The sequence below is a fragment of the Mycolicibacterium aromaticivorans JS19b1 = JCM 16368 genome (genome assembly GCF_000559085.1).
In the GTDB taxonomy this organism is placed as follows: domain Bacteria; phylum Actinomycetota; class Actinomycetes; order Mycobacteriales; family Mycobacteriaceae; genus Mycobacterium; species Mycobacterium aromaticivorans.
The window spans coordinates 150,879-166,204 of record NZ_JALN02000003.1; the positions used below are offsets into that span (position 1 = coordinate 150,879).

Consider the following 15,326-nt stretch of genomic DNA (forward strand, 5'->3'; position numbering starts at 1 on the left):
CACGATGTCAGAGCGCACCGGCGTCGCGCCGGCCGCCCAGGCCCGGATCCGCGAGCAAGTCCGGGTAGCGGTGCTGTTTGGGGATCGACAGACCGATCTCGTACTGCCAGCCACCGAGGCGGTGGCCACCGTCGTCAACGAGGTTCTGGCCCAAGTGGTCACCACCGATGGCGAGGTTCGGGGTCCCGATGACAACGATCTGATCGTCCCCGGCACGGTGACCCTCAAACGCGTGGGCGGTGCTGCCCTGACCCGGGGTCAGTCGCTGCGTGAACAGGGCATCACCGACGGCAGTCTGCTCATCTTGGAGGCTGACGACGCCGAGGTGTCGTTCACCGAGGTGATCGAAAACGCCTCTTCGGCCATCGCTCATTTCAACGCCCAGCGCTTCAAATCAGTCACGCCGCAAACAGCGCTGAACGTCGCCGCGGTGACCGCCGCGGCCGCGGCGGTGATTGTCTGCGGACTACTGCTGCGCGTGTGGCAGCTCAACCACGCTGCCGGCGCCTACTGGCCGGTGGTTGCCCCGGCGACGGCCGGGGGGCTGGCGGTGATCCTGTTTTTTGGTGGCGCCGCCGCATGGTGGCGTCAGCACATCGCCGCGATGGCCTACGGCCTGTGGGCGGGAGCGTTGGCGGCCACCGCCGTCGCGGGCTACACCGCCGTCCCGGGACCAGCGAACTCCTGGCACGTCGTGCTCGCCGCGGCGCTGACCATGGTGGCTGCGGTCGCACTGTGGGCGCTGTCCCCAGCCCCGCCGCGAGTGTTGGCTTGGCTGACCTTGGTCTGCCTGGGTGCCGCCCTGCTGGGTGTCCTGCACGCCGTGGGAATACAGATGCACTATCTATGGATCGGCACCATGGTGGTGGCGCTGGTCGTGCTCAAAAAAGTCGAGTCGCTGTCGGGCCTACTCGCCCGCGTGCCCATGCCCAGCTTCCCGACCGTCACCGGCAAGCTGGTCTTCGACGACGCCGAAGGAATCGCCGCCGAAGCGCTGGTGGCCGCCGAAACCGAAGGCACACCCAGCGTCGAGGAACTCAAACGCGCCGCCGAAGCCGCCAACGGCTACCTGCAAGCCATCGTTGCCGCGGTGGCACCGTTCTTCATCGCCGGTGCTGCCGGGATCGTGACACCCGGACAGGGACGCTGGATTCTGGGTACCGCCTTCGTGTTGGGCGTCGCCGCGATCCTCGTCCTCGGCGGGCGCGCCCTGGAAGACCGGGCGGCAGCGGTCACCGTCGTAGCAACGGCGCTGGCGATGACGGCCGCCCTGGGCTTGAGATATGCGCTGTCGAGCCATAATCCGACCATCAGCCTGATCATCGGCGCGCTCATCATTGCCCTGGGCCTGGCGGCGCTGGTCATCGCGGCCGTCGTCCCGCAGCGCCCGTTCTCCGCGCCGTTCCGCAAGTTGGTGGAGTGGCTGGAATACCTCTTGCAATTCTTGGTGTTCCCGCTGAGCTTGTGGCTGCTCAACATTTACTTCCTGGCCAGGACGGCGTTGTCATGACCAGCGTGTGGACCCAGCGCGGGGTGTGCGCTGCCGCGGTGAGCATGTTGGTGATGATGGCTCCGCTCAGCACGGGCGTCGCCGGAGCGATCTCACCGCCGGTGATCGACCCGGGCGCGGTCCCTAACCCGCTTCCGCTGGGCCCGGGTGAACCGCTGCGCCAGGAGCATCAGTGCATTCCCTCAGGTCTGATGCCCGACACTGATCTCGGTGCCCCGACCGCAGCACAAGCATTCATGGACCTGCCCGCCCTGTGGCAATCCGCTGGGCGCGGAGCGGGCCAGACCATCGCCATGGTCGACACCGGAGTCAATGTGTCACCACGGCTGGCACACATTCACGGCGGCGGCGACTACGTGGACGAAGCGGCAAATGGGCTGCAGGACTGCGACTCTCACGGCACGGTAGTAGCGAGCATCCTGGGTGCGCAGCCCTCGCAGACCGACGGCTTGGTCGGCGTCGTTCCTGACGCCGACATTATCTCCATCCGTCAATCCTCAGAAGCGTGGGTGCCGGCCAACCCGAGCTCGGCTGACGTGGAGGCCGACCGGCGCGCCGGAACGGTCGCCTCCTTGGCCAAAGCCATTGTGCTGGCTGCCAATACCGGCGCCAGGGTGATGAACATTTCCATCGTCAGCTGTATCCCGGTCCTCAAGCCGGTCGATCAGACCACCCTGGGGGCGGCAGTGCGTTACGCCGCGGTGGACAAAGACATCGTCATCGTCGCCGCGGGCGGCAACCTCGGCGGGGCGGGCTGCGCCCAGAACCCCGACATCGACGCCACCAGCGCCAAAGACCCCCGCAACTGGAACGGTGTCGTCACCATCTCCACCCCGGCATGGTTCTCCCAGTATGTGCTCTCGGTCAGCGCCACCGACGGCAGCGGCCAGCCTGCCGTGGACACCAACCACCGAGAGATCAGTCTGTCCGGGCCATGGATCGGTGTTGCAGCCCCGGGAGTGTTCATCGAAGGACTCGATGACAAAGGCGGGGTCATCAACGCCACCTTCGACGCAAACGCCGGCGTGCTACGACCGATCAACGGCACCTCATTCGCCGCGCCCTACGTGACCGGCCTGGCAGCGCTAGTCCGCGCCAAATACCCCAATCTCACTGCGGCGCAAGTCATCCAGCGCATCGAGGCGACTGCCCACTCGCCGGCCGCGTCACCACAGGACATCGCCGGGGGCGCGGTGGTCGACAACCGCATGGGATACGGGGCCATCGACCCGGTGGCCGCACTCAACGACGACGTGCCCCTCGGTCCGGCTCTCCCGGCCGAACACCTCACCCGGCCTCTGCACCCGCCGCCACCACCCCCGCCCCCGGACCATCGGCCCATGATCGTCGCCCTCGCGGGCGCCGGCGGCGCGATCGGAATCCTGGTGGCCCTGTTCTTCATCGCCAAAGTCTCTCGGAGGCGGCAGGTATGACACTAGTTGAGCTCACCGACCCGGCGGCCTACGCCGATCACGAGCCACAACGCACGCCGGGGGAGCGGCTGCCCCGCTGGCAATTTCACCTGCCTCTGCGCCGAGCGATCATCGCCGAAGTCGCGGCGGCGATAGCGGTGGCGCCCTTCGCCGCCCGGATGCCGTGGTGGGCGCTGATACCAATCGCGGTACTGGTGTTTGCGGCAGTGGGTCTGATGTATCGCGGGGCGACCGGCTGGACCTGGCTCACCCGTGCGCGCAACGTGCGGCGAGCTCGCCGCCGCACGTCGGTCCAGCAGGCGCGCGCGGCACTGCCCGTGCCGTTCGAGGCTGAATTGCCCGGCGTGGGCCCCGGTGGGCTGCTGTGGGACGGCGAGTACGCGATCACCATGATCGCGCTGCACGGACGCCAGTACGCACCCACGGTGCTGGTCTCCGAAGGCGCCGAGTCGATCGACACGGTGCCGCTGGCTGTATGCGGCGCACTACTGCAACAATTCGGCGGCCTGGAACTGCATTCGATCGACATCCTGAGCATCGGTACCCGCACCGCTCAAGACGGCCGATTCACGCACCGCTACGAGGAAACCGTCGCCGATCGGGCGGCGGTCGGTGAGCGTCGCACCTGGCTGGTACTACGGCTGCGGCCGACCGCGTGCCTGGACGCCATGCTCTACCGGCGCAGCGTCGGAGAAGCCATCGAAGCGGCCACCGAACGGATCCGCCAAGCCGCTGCCCGCGCCGGGTGCCGCGCGGTCACCTGTAGCCCCGAGCAGCTCCGTGCTGCCACGGCCACTCTGCTGGTCGGCCATGACCTCGCCGACTACCAGGAACGGTGGACCGACCTGCGCGTCGGTGACGACTACGTGACCCCTTACCGGATGTCAGGCGTTGATCTGAGCACTCGTGTCCTCAACGATGTGTGGACCATCCGGGCCACCAAAGCCGTTGTGCTGGTCCGCATGACACGACACGTTGAGACCGGTGAACTGATGGTCGGGGCGCTAGTGCGGGTGCACACTCCGGCACACCTGACCCACCCACCGCTGTCGACCCTGCAGACCGTGCCCGGTGAGGCCTTTGAGTCCCTCGCAGCAACCCTGCCGCTGGGTGATCGCTCGTTGAGCGTGCCGCTGTCGATGCGCCCCCTGCAGAGCGCACCGCTTCCGGTGCAGGTAGGACCGACCGGGTTCTTGCACGGGATGGCCGAGTTGTCAGGCGTACCGCTGCTGCTCAATTGGACCGACCCACTCAAATTCGTGCGCGTGGCCATCGCCGCGGATCTCGATGTCGTCCAAGCCTTGGTGCTGCGCGCGACCTCGGCCGGGGCAACCGCGGAAATTCACACCGTGCGCCCCAACCGGTGGCTGCCGATCTGCGACGACATTCGCATCAGTATGGCCCGCAATCAGGAACGGTCCAAGGCTGCGACAGTCATCGTGGCCGACGGTCCGCAACCTCAGCAGGTGTTGCGTGAGAGCGGGGAACGCGGACACGCGTTGCTGTCAGTCATGCGCCCTGACGAAGCGCTCCCTGAGGACGCCGACATCCGCATCCGCCAAGTCGGACCCAACCACATCACCGTGGAGACCCCGGCACGGCCGCGACCCATGACCCTGGCAATCATCCGCCCGCGCAACGAGGCGCACACCCTGACCCACCTTCTGCAACCGTCCAGGAGTCGACGCCGATGAGTCAGCGCAGTACCGAAGCCCTGCGGGCGGGCATGAAGACCCTGAAAACCAACCCGCGCCGTGCACTAGAGGTTTTGAAGCTGGCGACCGACGACGACCCGGGCATGGCCGATGCCTGGCTGGGACGCATGGCTGCCGGTGACCGCTCACCAGCGACGATCGCTCGACTGGCCGATGCCCGCGAGCGCCTTGGCATGGACTTGCGTACCTGCGGTTCTGAGCTTCGCGTGATCGACCTGGACGTCACCTTCGACATCGAATATTTGCGCTGGCGAATCGAGGACGCCACCACCGCGCAGCTGGCCTACATCGGCATCCTGCTCGCCGACCGTAACTACGCCGAGGCCAACACGCGTCTGGCTGGGCTAGGAACCGACCCCAAGGTCCAATACACCCGTGGCGTCTTGATGCAGATGACCGAGCGGTGGCCCGATGTCCTGGCCGCCGTCGCCGGTCGGGAGGCCTGGTTCACCGATGCCCTTCTCAGCAGGGGCGCCGCCCTGCTCGAAGCGAAGGCCGCCGCGCACCTGGGTATGTGGGAGCGTGCCGGCGCCGCGCTGGAGGTTGCCTGCGACAACACGTATGGCCCCGACCTGATTACCCGCGACGCCACATTCCAGCGAGCCCTCATCGCTCGAGCCCAAGGAGACGACGACACCGCGCGCCAGACACTCGGAGATGTCGCCATGCGGTGGCCCGACTTCGAGCTGACCCGGAAAGCGTTGGCGGATCCGACGTTCGGAATCAAAGTGGTCGACCACGCCACCATCGACACCCGCGTCGACCCGTGGGACCCGACGACCGGGCGCACCCCAGAGCAACGCCAGGACGACCAACACGCCTCCGAGGCCCGCAAAGACCTCGCCGACGCCGAAGCAACCCTCAAAGCGATGATCGGCCTCGACGAAGTCAAGCAGCAGGTCCGCCAACTCAAGGCAACGACCGTCGCTCGGATCCTGCGAGAGCGCAAGGGACACACCAGCACCGCAGTCACCAACCATCTGCTGATGATGGGCCCTCCCGGGGTCGGCAAGACCGAAGTCGCCCGGGTGATCGCGAAAACCTTTTGCGGACTGGGCATTCTGCCCGACCGGGACGTGCTGGAAACCAGCAAGGAAGCCTTGGCGGGTCAGTTCGTTGGCTCGGTCGAAACCCAGACGCGTGAATTCCTCGCCAGCGCAATCGGAAAGACCGTCTTCTTCGATGAGTTCGGCGAGCTCCTGCACGGCGGCTACGCGGGCGGCGACCCCATCGGCCAAGCCATCGTCGCGGCGATCGTCCCGTGGATGGAAAACAACCGCGATAAGGCGGTGTTCATCGCCGCAGGCTATCCACGTGGATGTCAGAAGGTCATCGACTCCAACGCCGGCTTACAAGGCCGCTTCGCCACCACCATCCAATTCAGCTCCTACCCCCCGGACAAACTGATCGCCATCGCGCGCGCCATCCTGGCCCGGGGCAGCAACATCGTAGAGCCCGGCGCCCTGGAAGACGTCCTCCTGGAACCATTTACACGGTTCTACAACGAGACAAAAGTCAACGCCGACGGCGACACCGTCCGCGCGATCGACGACCTCAACAACGGGCGATTTGTGCGCAACATCCTGGAGAAAGCGCAGATCGTGCGCGACGTCCGCGTCCTAGACACAGTGGGGCTCGATGAACTCGACCTCAGCGACACCACACTCGGCGATTCCATCGCCGAAAACGACCTGCTTTTGATCACTCGGGAGGATCTGTGGAACGGGCTGCAGCAGGCCACCCCGCCCGCCTTCCGCACTCGCGCCGCGCCGTAACCGCCTGTCGGCGCACGCAATCGATTTTTGCTGCGTGGTTTTCGTGCGGCGGCAGGGGCTGCGGCACCCGTCGCCGGTGAGGGCGGCGGACGTGTCGGGATCAGTCGTTCACGGGCAAGCAGGGAGATGCAGAAGGTTGTTTTGGAGCTTGTTGTCGGCCGCGGTCGTCAGGTAAAGGCCCCGGTAGCCGGTTCGGGCATTTGGGTTAAAGGGCACCGCCGCTGGGTCGGTTCGGTTGTGCCAGTCACCGACGCGGACTGCCGCGGTGCTGCCGTCGGGTGCGACGGTGCGGAATTCATGAGTTCCGTTGAGAATCATCGAGATAACCTGTGCGGTAGATAGGGTCCATGGCTGTCCATTGCGGACCCCGCCGACGGCATAGACATACCGCGGCTTATTGAACTGGCGTCCGTAACGTGCGCACGTGATGTCCCACCGTTCGGGCGCAGGCCGTGGGATGACGCGCTGTCCGACAGTCGTAGGCCCCACCCAACGCATACCGCCGTCCCAGTCATATTGGATGAACTCGTGAAACCACTTCGCACCTCGTTGCCATGCGAAGACATGGAGGGCGCCGGTGCGATCTCCGACGCGCTCCCCGTTGTCCTGGAGAAGCGCAACCTCGTCATAGACCTCGGTTCCCACAGCGCCCTGGTAGTTCCATGTCAAGCCGGTGTTGTTATTGCGGACGTAATAGGCGAATCCGCCTGCAGCGAGTGGCGCCACGAGTTCGTAGTTGCCATGCTTTGCGGGCGCGAAGATGAAGAACCCTCGACGGTAATTGCGATCACTCTGGATAACAGCGGGACGACCCCTGACCCCGTTTCCGATGACGTCCTCGCGCTCCCACACCCGCATTGTCGAGCCGGCTGTCGCGCCCGCCTGACCGCCGCCACCGACGAAATAGCTGGGAGTCGTCTGCCTCACGGTCAGCGACCCGTCTACCTTGCACGCTGCAAGGACGGCCTGCGCGTTGCCCGCTTCATCAAAGTCGTTTCGGGTGTCGCCGACTGTACCGAGTGCCCACCCCAAACCGTCGTAATCTCCAGTCACGGGATCTCCTCCATAGACGTTGATCCCGGTCTCGTTCGGGCGCAGCTGCAGTAGCTTGTCGCCGTTATCCCACTGATGCGTTGTCGTGGAATTGCGCTGGTAGATCCGTAAGCCCTCACCCCCATAGCTCGACGCCAGGATGTAATCCGGCTCAGGAGTGTCTTCATCAAGGATGTGGTGTCGGCCGAAAGCAATGCCGCGGAACCGCTCGACCGCATGACCGCGGTCACTGCGCGGTCGGGATAAGTCAGTTCCGAAAGTCCATTTCAAGCTTTTACTATCGCGCCACCAAATCTCGATGTCGCCGGCCGCTGTCACCGCGGCCAGTTCGAAATTTCCGTGGCTACCACCCTTTGACTTGAAGCGACTCTGGTAGGCCGCCACGCTGGTGAGCGGCCTACCAGCGATGACTACCGGACCGTTCCACTTCACACCGTCATGCCAGAACTGAGCAAAACCACCGTCAGGCCATGGCAAGTAGACTTCGAAATTGCTGTGCCAGGTGCCATAGGTGCTCTGAAACCCGAAACCCGAGCTGTAACCGATCTGCCCCATTCTGACCCCCCGTCAGTGTTTTCAGGACAGACGAATTTTACAGAAAGTACGCCCCCGGAGTAGCTCTCCGAGAGGTGCTTGGTTACCGCCCGCAGCTGATGTCATAGCTGGCGCGCACAGGCTGACGCTCTCGTTGGGTCCGCAGGTAATCACGCAGCCACGCTTGTTGGTCGTCCGACAACGCTTTCAGCTCCTCATCAGTGTGAATGCTGTCCGCCCCACAGCTATTCGGTCGCCCGTCGAGGGCCAATCCCTCGTGAAGGAAGAAGCGCGCCGCCACCACCTCAGGTTGGCTGGCCGATGGGTCCAGCAGCGTGGTGGCGGCGCTGTCGATCGCTGATCGAGCGTATTGGCTTCGGCGCTCCTGATCTCCGTGCTCAGCGGCGTCGCGGGCGGCGAGAATCTCACGGCGCGCGTCGTCGAGAGCATCGCGGGCTGTCGGTTCGGTACGCATAGCCAGCCTCCCAATGAATCAATACGTGTACAGTAGCACGTTCACGTATTGATTTTACTGCGCTTCTATGCAACGGTGCATAGATGGCGTCACGGGTGCCGGTGCAGCGGGAGGAGGTCATCGCGATGAGCGCCGAAGTCAGCACGCCAGAACCTGGCTCGTGGTTTCAGAAACTGCGCAGCCGGCGCCCGCATCAGGTGATTCGCTGCGCACGCGGTGAATACCTGCGTCGGTGGTTCCTGGTGCCCCAAAACCGGTTCGTGAACGTGTATTTGCATAAATTCGTCGGGTCCGATGACCCGACGGCACTCCACAATCATCCCTGGCGCTTTCTGAGCCTCGTGCTTTCAGGTGCCTACGTCGAAGTCACCGAGCACGGCACGCAACGTCGTAGCCCATTCAGCGTTGCCTACAGACCGGCACATCACCGTCACCGAATCCAGCTGATCCGCGACCAGGACGGCGAACGCCCCTGTCTGAGTGTCGTCATCACTGGTGCGCATCAACAGGGCTGGGGGTTCTTCTGCCCCCGCCCCGACGGGCGCTGGCGCTTCATCCCCTGGGGCGACTTCACCGCTGGTGGATGCGGCGACAACGCCACAGCATCCGACCACCGCAGCGACGCGGTAAGGCGACGGTCATCGTGACCATTTGGAGAGAGGACCCCCAGTGACGTATGTGCCGCCAGAGACACCGTATTGCGGTTTCATGCGTCGGTTCGTCAAAGGCCGTGAGCAGCTGTTCGTTCCGCGTACCGCCGCGCATTGTCTGATCAGTGCCCCCACCGAGTCGGGCAAATCTCGCCGGCTGCTGGCGCCGGCGAGCGCGCTGTGGGGCGGCCCGGTCGTGCAGGTGTCGTCCAAGGACGACGTGATGCAGCTGACGATGGAGCGCCGGTTCGGGCCGAAAGCGGTCATCGATTTCCGGCCGATCATCGACCCGTTCTACCCGCTCGGAGTCGAGCCGATGGTGTACGACCCGACCACCACCATTGAAACCCCGTACGAGGCGCTGACCGTCGCTGAGACCATCATGCAGATGGCGACCGTCGGCATCGGCTCTGGCGCAGATCAGGTCTCCGACGGTGGCGTGTGGGAGTCGCAAGCCGCGGGTCCGCTGGCGGCCTTCCTGTATGCGGCGTCCCCCAACGGCAACGGGAAGGGGATGGAGTGGGTCCTCAAAGCCGTCGACAATCTCGAAGTCACCGAAGACGCTGCACGGCAACCGAGCTGGGTTCAAGCCGCCGCCCTCTGCAGCAGGTTTGAGGTGCTGGCGATCGGCATGACGCGCATACTGGGAATGGAACCGCGGCAACGCGACTCGGTGGCCATCACGATGCGCAAAGCCATTACCCCCTGGCTGCGGACCTCGCTGATGATGGCCGGCGGCGCTGACTTCGTCCGGGTGTTCGACGCGTCGTTCCTGGATGATCCCAGCGCGACCCTATTCGTCTTGGCACCGGCTGACGGCACCGTCGCCGGCGCGGCCGTGACGTTGATCGACTCCCTGATTCGGCGCTGGCGCGAGAAGACGTCACGGCGCGAGCAGATGCATCGCCTGTTGTTGGCGATCGACGAATTGCCCAACACTGCACCCTTGCCCGACCTGCGTCGCATCGTGGGGGAGGGCCGCGGCCTGGGAATCAACCTGCTCGCCGTGGTGCAGGCATCGGCCCAAAACGACACGGTCTACGGCCAGGTCTATGCCCAAGAACTCCGCGAGATATTCCCGGCCAACATCATCATGTTCAGCGCACACGAAGAGGCTTTGCTCGCACGCACTGAAGACTGGTCGGGGCTAACATTCCGACGCACCGAAAGCTACGGCCAGGCCGACGGACACAAGTCACTGAGCACCGATTTCGGGCCGGTGCTGAGGTGGCAGGAATTACTGCCCCCCGACCCAGAGCATGCGCGACTTCTGTTGCGCGGTGGGCTCGGCCACTGTGTTGAGATTCCAGACTGGACCCGCTTCAAGGCCTACTACGACCAAGCCAGCGCAGCGCTGGTCGCACGCGCGGGATATCCAGCGCTCACCGCGGGCACGGCACCCAAAGTGGGAGCTGGCAAACGCTGGCTTCAGCGCCTATCTGGTAGCTGATCCTACGCCACCTCCGGTCACACCGCCAGCCCTGACAGGACAGCGCATGAGCATCATCTGCAAGCTTGGCACCGCCGCCGTCGTAGTGGCCATCGCTGCCACCGGTTGCAACCATCCACCCCAAATCGGAGCACCGCACACACCTGACCGTGCCGCAGTGGTCGACCCGCAGTACACGCTCATTCAGGAACCCGAGGCGGGATACGCGCCGATCACCTCGCTGATCGACGGGGCAAGCAAGTCGGTGCGGATGACCATGTATGCGCTCAACGACCCCGCCATCGAGCAGGCGCTGATCAATGCTCACACCCGGCGCGGCGTGGCAACGACGGTGGTACTGGATCGCGCCTATCACGGACAGCGCACCAACCAATCGGCCTACGATTACTTGACGTCCGCTGGCGTTGACGTCATCTGGGCGCCAGCTGCGACGATCGTCCACGAAAAGGCCATCGTCATCGACGACGCCACGGCGATCGTGAGCACCGCCAATCTCACCGCGCAGTACTACGCCACAGGCCGTGATGCCCTGGTCGTCACCAGCAATCCCGCACAGGTGTCGGCTATTGCCGCAACTATCGACGGGGACTATCAAGCCGCACCCGATGGACGGCTCTCGGAGGCTGTCGATGCTCCCGGGCTGATCTGGTCGCCGGCAGCACGGTCAGCATTTGTGCAGACCATCGAAGATGCCACCACCAGTCTCGAGGTCACCAGTGAAGAGTTCACCGACCGGGCGGTGCTCACCGCGCTAACCCATGCCGCGGCCCGACACGTTCAGTGCCGCATCCTGCTCAACGCCGACAACCAGCCCAGCGCCTCCGTCCAGGCGGTACAACACGCCGGGTGCGCTGTTCACGTCGTGCCCCAGTCCGCGAACGGGTTGTACCTGCACGAGAAAATCGTTCTCGCAGACCGCAAGTCGCTGCTCATCGGCAGCCACAACCTGGCCACCCGAAGCCTGACCGAAAACCGCGAGCTGTCGCTGCAACTCGATGCCGACGCCGCACCGAAGATCATCGAGGCAGTGTCGACCGTATTCGAAACCGACTTCGCCCACGCCTCGGACACCGAGAGATGAGGTAAGGAGCCAGCCATGATCCGATCGACCACGTTTGACGTTGACGGCAGCATCGTCGAGGACGTGCACGCTCCAGCGGCCCAGGAAGCGCTGTGGCGGGCCAAGGCTGCACGCGTCCGTCCGCTGTGCCTGTGCCAATCTGCTGGCGTAGAGATGTACATCGCCGCCGCTGGAGAAGACCTCGTTGTCAAAAGGATGCCCGGCTCGGCGGCCGCGCATGACCATCAATGCCGTTCGTGGCTGCCACCGCATGAACTGTCCGGCTACGGCGCCGTGGCTGAGCACTCGATCGTAGACAACCCGGTTGACGGCACAACGGCACTGCGACTGGGCTTTTCCTTGTCGAAGCTCGCCAATCGCGCCGCCCCCGAACCAAGCGGCTCCGCGGCGGACACGGTTCAGTCGGAGGGCAACAAACTGTCACTGCGTGCTGTGCTGCACTACCTGTGGGATGAGGCGGAACTAACGAGTTGGCACCCCGGATTCGCAGGACACCGCTCCTGGGCGGTCGTCCACCGCCGCCTGCGCGACGCAGTGGACGGCAAGCTCGTGCGCAAGAACCCCCTCGCTCCATTCCTGTATGTGCCCGAGCCGTTCTCAGCCGATCGCAAGACCGAGATCGAACAGCGACGCATCAAGGCCTGGGCCCCAGCACGACGGGAGCCAGGCAAACCCACCAAGCTGATGATCGGCGTCGGTGAGGTCAAGGCGATCGAGCCAGCCAACCACGGCGTCAAAATGCAAGTCCGACACCAGCCGGGACACCCGTGGTTTCTTGACGACGACCTCTACCGCAAGCTCGCTAAACGGTTCGCCATCGAGTTGGAACTGTGGCAGATGGCCGAGCATGGCGAAGTGCGGCTGATGGCGATCTCAACCTTCTCGGTGTCACGAGCGGGATACGCGCACGTCGAGCAGCTCTCGTTGATGACAACCGATCGCAACTGGTTGCCCTTCACCGGCGACACCGATCGCACCCTGCTCAGGACGGTTGTCGACCAGGAACGGGTATTTCGAAAAGTGTTGTCATATAACGGCGGATCGGCGGCGTTGGCCTCGCTGGTCTTCACCGACACCGCTCCGGCCATCGCCGCTTTCATCGACCGACCAGCCGGTGAGCTCGACGGCCAACCGTCGTCGATAGCCGGACTTCCAGTATGGACCTGGCGCACGGACGAGGACATGCCGGACTTGCCGTCCCCAGCCTCCTGAGGGTGCATCAGTGCGCGGCGGTTCCCCGGAGCCGAGACAGGGTTGCGCTCGGCGCGCAACCCTGGAAGGCGTCGCAGCAGCGTGTCGCGCTCGGCGTAGGCGCAGGAGGTGCATTGAGGATGGCCTCGTTAGGTAGGCGGGGCCAGGCTGGCTTGAACGAGTCCAGTGAGGATCATGTCGAGTCCGGTGTCGAATCGACGGTTGCGGTCGCCGGTGAGTATTGCGATGAGGTCGTCGGCCTCGGTGGGTCGATGGTGGCCGTTAGCGGCTATCTGCTGCACGAGCGAGTCCCACTCGTCTGTGCCGCTGAGCTCGAGGTAGGCCTGTTCGTCGATAACAAATCCTGTTGTGTAAGAGCGCAATACGGCTGCTAGCTGGCCGGGACTGTGTTCGGGGGCGGTGACGGCGTGCAGCAGTGTCATCAGCGTTGCCGACAGGTTGAGCGTCGCGGACAGGGGTGCGTAGGAGCCGGCGACGATGCGCCCGCCGTCGCGGAACGCCAGCATCGCGCGTCGCATTCGCTCGCAGCAGGTTTTCACGTTGTCGATCGATGGGTTGGCGGTGTCGATGTCGGAGAGGTCGATGGTGGCGTAGATCGCGTCGGACATCGCGCGCTGGAGGTCTTTGCGATCCCGAAAGTGCTTGTATAGCGCTCCTGGAGTGACGTCAGCCGCTACGGCAAGTCGCCGCATCGTCAGTGCGTCTAGCCCGTTGGAGCGCACGTAGTCGTGTGCGAGCGCCACCAACGCCTCCCGAGTTAATCCACGCTTGACCATCGCACGCCAGCGTAGAGCGGATGCTGTTGACATAGCGGGTACGCCACCCCACACTCTCGTGGTGAACAATGTTCACTTGAGGATGGTGGGTGGGAGATGGCAGAGCACCAGGTAGTGGTCGCAGGTGCAGGTCCGACGGGGCTCACGTTGGCCGGCGAACTGGCCTTGGGGGGAGTCGACGTCGCTGTCATCGAGCGCCGAACCGATCGGGACCTGGTGGGCTCGCGCGCGGGCGGCATGACACCGCGCACGATCGAGGTGCTCGATCAGCGCGGCATTGCCGATCGGTTCCTCGCCGAGGGCATCCTCGGCCAAAACGGCCACTACGCAGGGCTGTTCTTCGACGTGTCCGATCTGGCGACCCGCCACAACTACGGGCTTGCACTGCTGCAGTACCGCGTCGAGACGGTCCTGGCGGATTGGATCACCGAACTGGGCGTGCCCATTCACTACGGCCGTGAAGTCACCGGGTTCACCCAAGATGAGGCTGGTGTCGATGCCGCGATGTCGGATGGGTCAGCGCTGCGTGGCGACTACCTGGTGGGGTGCGACGGGGGTCGCAGCGTCGTCCGGAAACAGGCCGGTATCGACTTCCCTGGGTGGGAGCCATCGATCAGTTGCCTAGTCGCCGACGTCCATATGACCCGGGAGCCGCCGTGGGGTCTGCATCGACGTGGTGGGTTCCACTCGTTTTTCGCCTTCGATGGCGAAGACACCGTGCGTGTGATGGTGGCCGAGCCATACGTCGGAATCGCCGCTGAACCGACCCTGGCCGATCTCCGCGCAGCGCTTGTTGCTGTCTGCGGAACAGACTACGGAATACGTAGTGCCACATGGATTTCACGGTTCACCGACGCAACTCGCCAAGCCGCGACCTACCGAACCGGCCGCGTACTGTTGGCCGGCGACGCCGCGCACATCCATTTCCCGATCGGTGGGCAAGGCCTCAACACCGGGATCCAGGACGCGGTCAACCTGGGCTGGAAGTTGGCGCAAGTCGTGCGCGGGTTATCCGGTGAGGAACTCCTCGACAGCTATCACGCTGAGCGGCATCCCGTCGGCGCCCGAGTGCTGCACAACACCATGGCCCAAACCGCGCTCAATGGGCCCGGGGAACGCACCGATGCCCTTCGGGACACCGTTGCCGAGCTGCTCGCCCTGCACGAAACCCGCACCCGGATAGCCGCCATGATGTGCGGCCTGGACATCCACTACAACCTCGGCGATGGACACCCGCTGCTCGGCCGCCGCATCCCAGACCTCGACCTGCAGACTCCCTCCGGCCCGACTCGCTTGTTCACCTTCCTACACCAGGCCCGCGGTGTACTCCTGAAATTTGGTGGCCTGCCATGGGATTTTGACATCACGCCCTGGTCGGACCGGGTGTCAATGTTCGATGTGTACTACAACGGCACGTGGCAGCTCCCAGTCTTCGGCAACGTGGCCGCACCGACTGCAGTACTGGTCCGACCCGATGGCTACGTCGCCTGGGTGGCAGAAGGCTCGACCGCGGGATTATCGAATGCACTTGACACGTGGTTCACCTAACTGACCTGCGTCCACAGCGCCGGCTACGAGACGCCCCAACCTGATCGGCTTGTCCTGCTGATCCATCGGCAAAGTTCAGGTTCCCAATGGCCTGCGGCGGCGCCCACATCATCC

At 64.6% G+C, this 15,326-nt stretch carries 12 protein-coding genes; 9 read left to right on the forward strand and 3 right to left on the reverse strand.

Features of this window, described 5'->3' with window-relative positions:
* Window positions 1-4: 4 nt before the first annotated feature.
* From eccD to Y900_RS29075, 4 genes are read left to right on the forward strand one after another with little or no spacing between them, the layout of a single operon-like run.
* Window positions 5-1,510 carry a type VII secretion integral membrane protein EccD gene (gene eccD, locus Y900_RS29060; RefSeq protein WP_237752817.1) on the forward strand — a complete coding sequence of 502 codons (1,506 nt, stop codon included), beginning with the start codon at window positions 5-7 and terminating at the stop codon, window positions 1,508-1,510.
* Window positions 1,507-2,943: a type VII secretion-associated serine protease mycosin gene (gene mycP / locus Y900_RS29065; protein WP_036349308.1), complete on the forward strand. Its 1,437-nt coding sequence runs from the start codon at window positions 1,507-1,509 to the stop codon at window positions 2,941-2,943. The genes eccD and mycP overlap by 4 nt, the downstream gene beginning before the upstream one ends.
* Complete coding sequence (gene eccE, locus Y900_RS29070; RefSeq protein ID WP_036349310.1) at window positions 2,940-4,637, forward strand: type VII secretion protein EccE; 1,698 nt, start codon at window positions 2,940-2,942, stop codon at window positions 4,635-4,637. The genes mycP and eccE overlap by 4 nt, the downstream gene beginning before the upstream one ends.
* Window positions 4,634-6,433 carry an AAA family ATPase gene (locus tag Y900_RS29075; RefSeq protein ID WP_051660595.1) on the forward strand — a complete coding sequence of 600 codons (1,800 nt, stop codon included), beginning with the start codon at window positions 4,634-4,636 and terminating at the stop codon, window positions 6,431-6,433. The genes eccE and Y900_RS29075 overlap by 4 nt, the downstream gene beginning before the upstream one ends.
* Window positions 6,434-6,541: 108 nt before the next feature.
* On the opposite strand, the gene Y900_RS29080 is transcribed toward Y900_RS29075, so the two are convergent.
* Both Y900_RS29080 and Y900_RS29085 read right to left on the reverse strand, forming a co-directional pair.
* Complete coding sequence (locus Y900_RS29080; protein WP_036349312.1) at window positions 6,542-8,041, reverse strand: DUF3892 domain-containing protein; 1,500 nt, start codon at window positions 8,039-8,041, stop codon at window positions 6,542-6,544.
* Between the two features lie 82 nt (window positions 8,042-8,123).
* Window positions 8,124-8,495: a hypothetical protein gene (locus Y900_RS29085; protein WP_036349314.1), complete on the reverse strand. Its 372-nt coding sequence runs from the start codon at window positions 8,493-8,495 to the stop codon at window positions 8,124-8,126.
* An 83-nt stretch (window positions 8,496-8,578) separates the two neighbouring features.
* Here Y900_RS29085 and Y900_RS29090 point away from each other — a divergent pair, with 83 nt between their 5' ends.
* From Y900_RS29090 to Y900_RS29105, 4 genes are all read left to right on the forward strand, one after another.
* Complete coding sequence (locus Y900_RS29090; RefSeq protein ID WP_237752808.1) at window positions 8,579-9,142, forward strand: hypothetical protein; 564 nt, start codon at window positions 8,579-8,581, stop codon at window positions 9,140-9,142.
* 61 nt (window positions 9,143-9,203) lie between these two features.
* Window positions 9,204-10,595, forward strand: coding sequence for a type IV secretory system conjugative DNA transfer family protein (locus Y900_RS29095; protein WP_051660596.1), 1,392 nt, complete (start codon window positions 9,204-9,206; stop codon window positions 10,593-10,595).
* 46 nt (window positions 10,596-10,641) lie between these two features.
* Window positions 10,642-11,676, forward strand: coding sequence for a phospholipase D-like domain-containing protein (locus Y900_RS29100; RefSeq protein WP_036349316.1), 1,035 nt, complete (start codon window positions 10,642-10,644; stop codon window positions 11,674-11,676).
* 15 nt (window positions 11,677-11,691) lie between these two features.
* Window positions 11,692-12,888 carry a DUF1173 family protein gene (locus tag Y900_RS29105; RefSeq protein ID WP_036349318.1) on the forward strand — a complete coding sequence of 399 codons (1,197 nt, stop codon included), beginning with the start codon at window positions 11,692-11,694 and terminating at the stop codon, window positions 12,886-12,888.
* 128 nt (window positions 12,889-13,016) lie between these two features.
* Here the strand turns inward: Y900_RS29105 and Y900_RS30660 are convergent, their stop codons facing one another.
* The gene (locus Y900_RS30660; protein WP_192827629.1) at window positions 13,017-13,664 is read right to left on the reverse strand and encodes a TetR/AcrR family transcriptional regulator; all 648 of its coding nucleotides are present in this window, start codon (window positions 13,662-13,664) and stop codon (window positions 13,017-13,019) included.
* Window positions 13,665-13,760: 96 nt separating this feature from the next.
* Here Y900_RS30660 and Y900_RS29115 point away from each other — a divergent pair, with 96 nt between their 5' ends.
* Window positions 13,761-15,212 (forward strand): FAD-dependent monooxygenase, encoded by a 1,452-nt coding sequence (locus Y900_RS29115; RefSeq protein WP_036349322.1) that lies wholly within the window; start codon window positions 13,761-13,763, stop codon window positions 15,210-15,212.
* Window positions 15,213-15,326: the final 114 nt, after the last annotated feature.

Excerpts from the sequence above, each read along its gene's own strand:
- Y900_RS29095 (WP_051660596.1), top strand. The coding sequence starts at position 9,204 with ATGCGTCGGTTCGTCAAAGGCCGTGAGCAGCTGTTCGTTCCGCGTACC.
- Y900_RS29085 (WP_036349314.1), bottom strand. The coding sequence starts at position 8,495 with ATGCGTACCGAACCGACAGCCCGCGATGCTCTCGACGACGCGCGCCGT.
- Y900_RS29100 (WP_036349316.1), top strand. The coding sequence starts at position 10,642 with ATGAGCATCATCTGCAAGCTTGGCACCGCCGCCGTCGTAGTGGCCATC.
- Y900_RS29075 (WP_051660595.1), top strand. The coding sequence starts at position 4,634 with ATGAGTCAGCGCAGTACCGAAGCCCTGCGGGCGGGCATGAAGACCCTG.
- Y900_RS29105 (WP_036349318.1), top strand. The coding sequence starts at position 11,692 with ATGATCCGATCGACCACGTTTGACGTTGACGGCAGCATCGTCGAGGAC.
- mycP (WP_036349308.1), top strand. The coding sequence starts at position 1,507 with ATGACCAGCGTGTGGACCCAGCGCGGGGTGTGCGCTGCCGCGGTGAGC.
- Y900_RS30660 (WP_192827629.1), bottom strand. The coding sequence starts at position 13,664 with ATGGTCAAGCGTGGATTAACTCGGGAGGCGTTGGTGGCGCTCGCACAC.
- eccD (WP_237752817.1), top strand. The coding sequence starts at position 5 with ATGTCAGAGCGCACCGGCGTCGCGCCGGCCGCCCAGGCCCGGATCCGC.
- Y900_RS29115 (WP_036349322.1), top strand. The coding sequence starts at position 13,761 with ATGGCAGAGCACCAGGTAGTGGTCGCAGGTGCAGGTCCGACGGGGCTC.
- Y900_RS29080 (WP_036349312.1), bottom strand. The coding sequence starts at position 8,041 with ATGGGGCAGATCGGTTACAGCTCGGGTTTCGGGTTTCAGAGCACCTAT.
- eccE (WP_036349310.1), top strand. The coding sequence starts at position 2,940 with ATGACACTAGTTGAGCTCACCGACCCGGCGGCCTACGCCGATCACGAG.
- Y900_RS29090 (WP_237752808.1), top strand. The coding sequence starts at position 8,579 with ATGGCGTCACGGGTGCCGGTGCAGCGGGAGGAGGTCATCGCGATGAGC.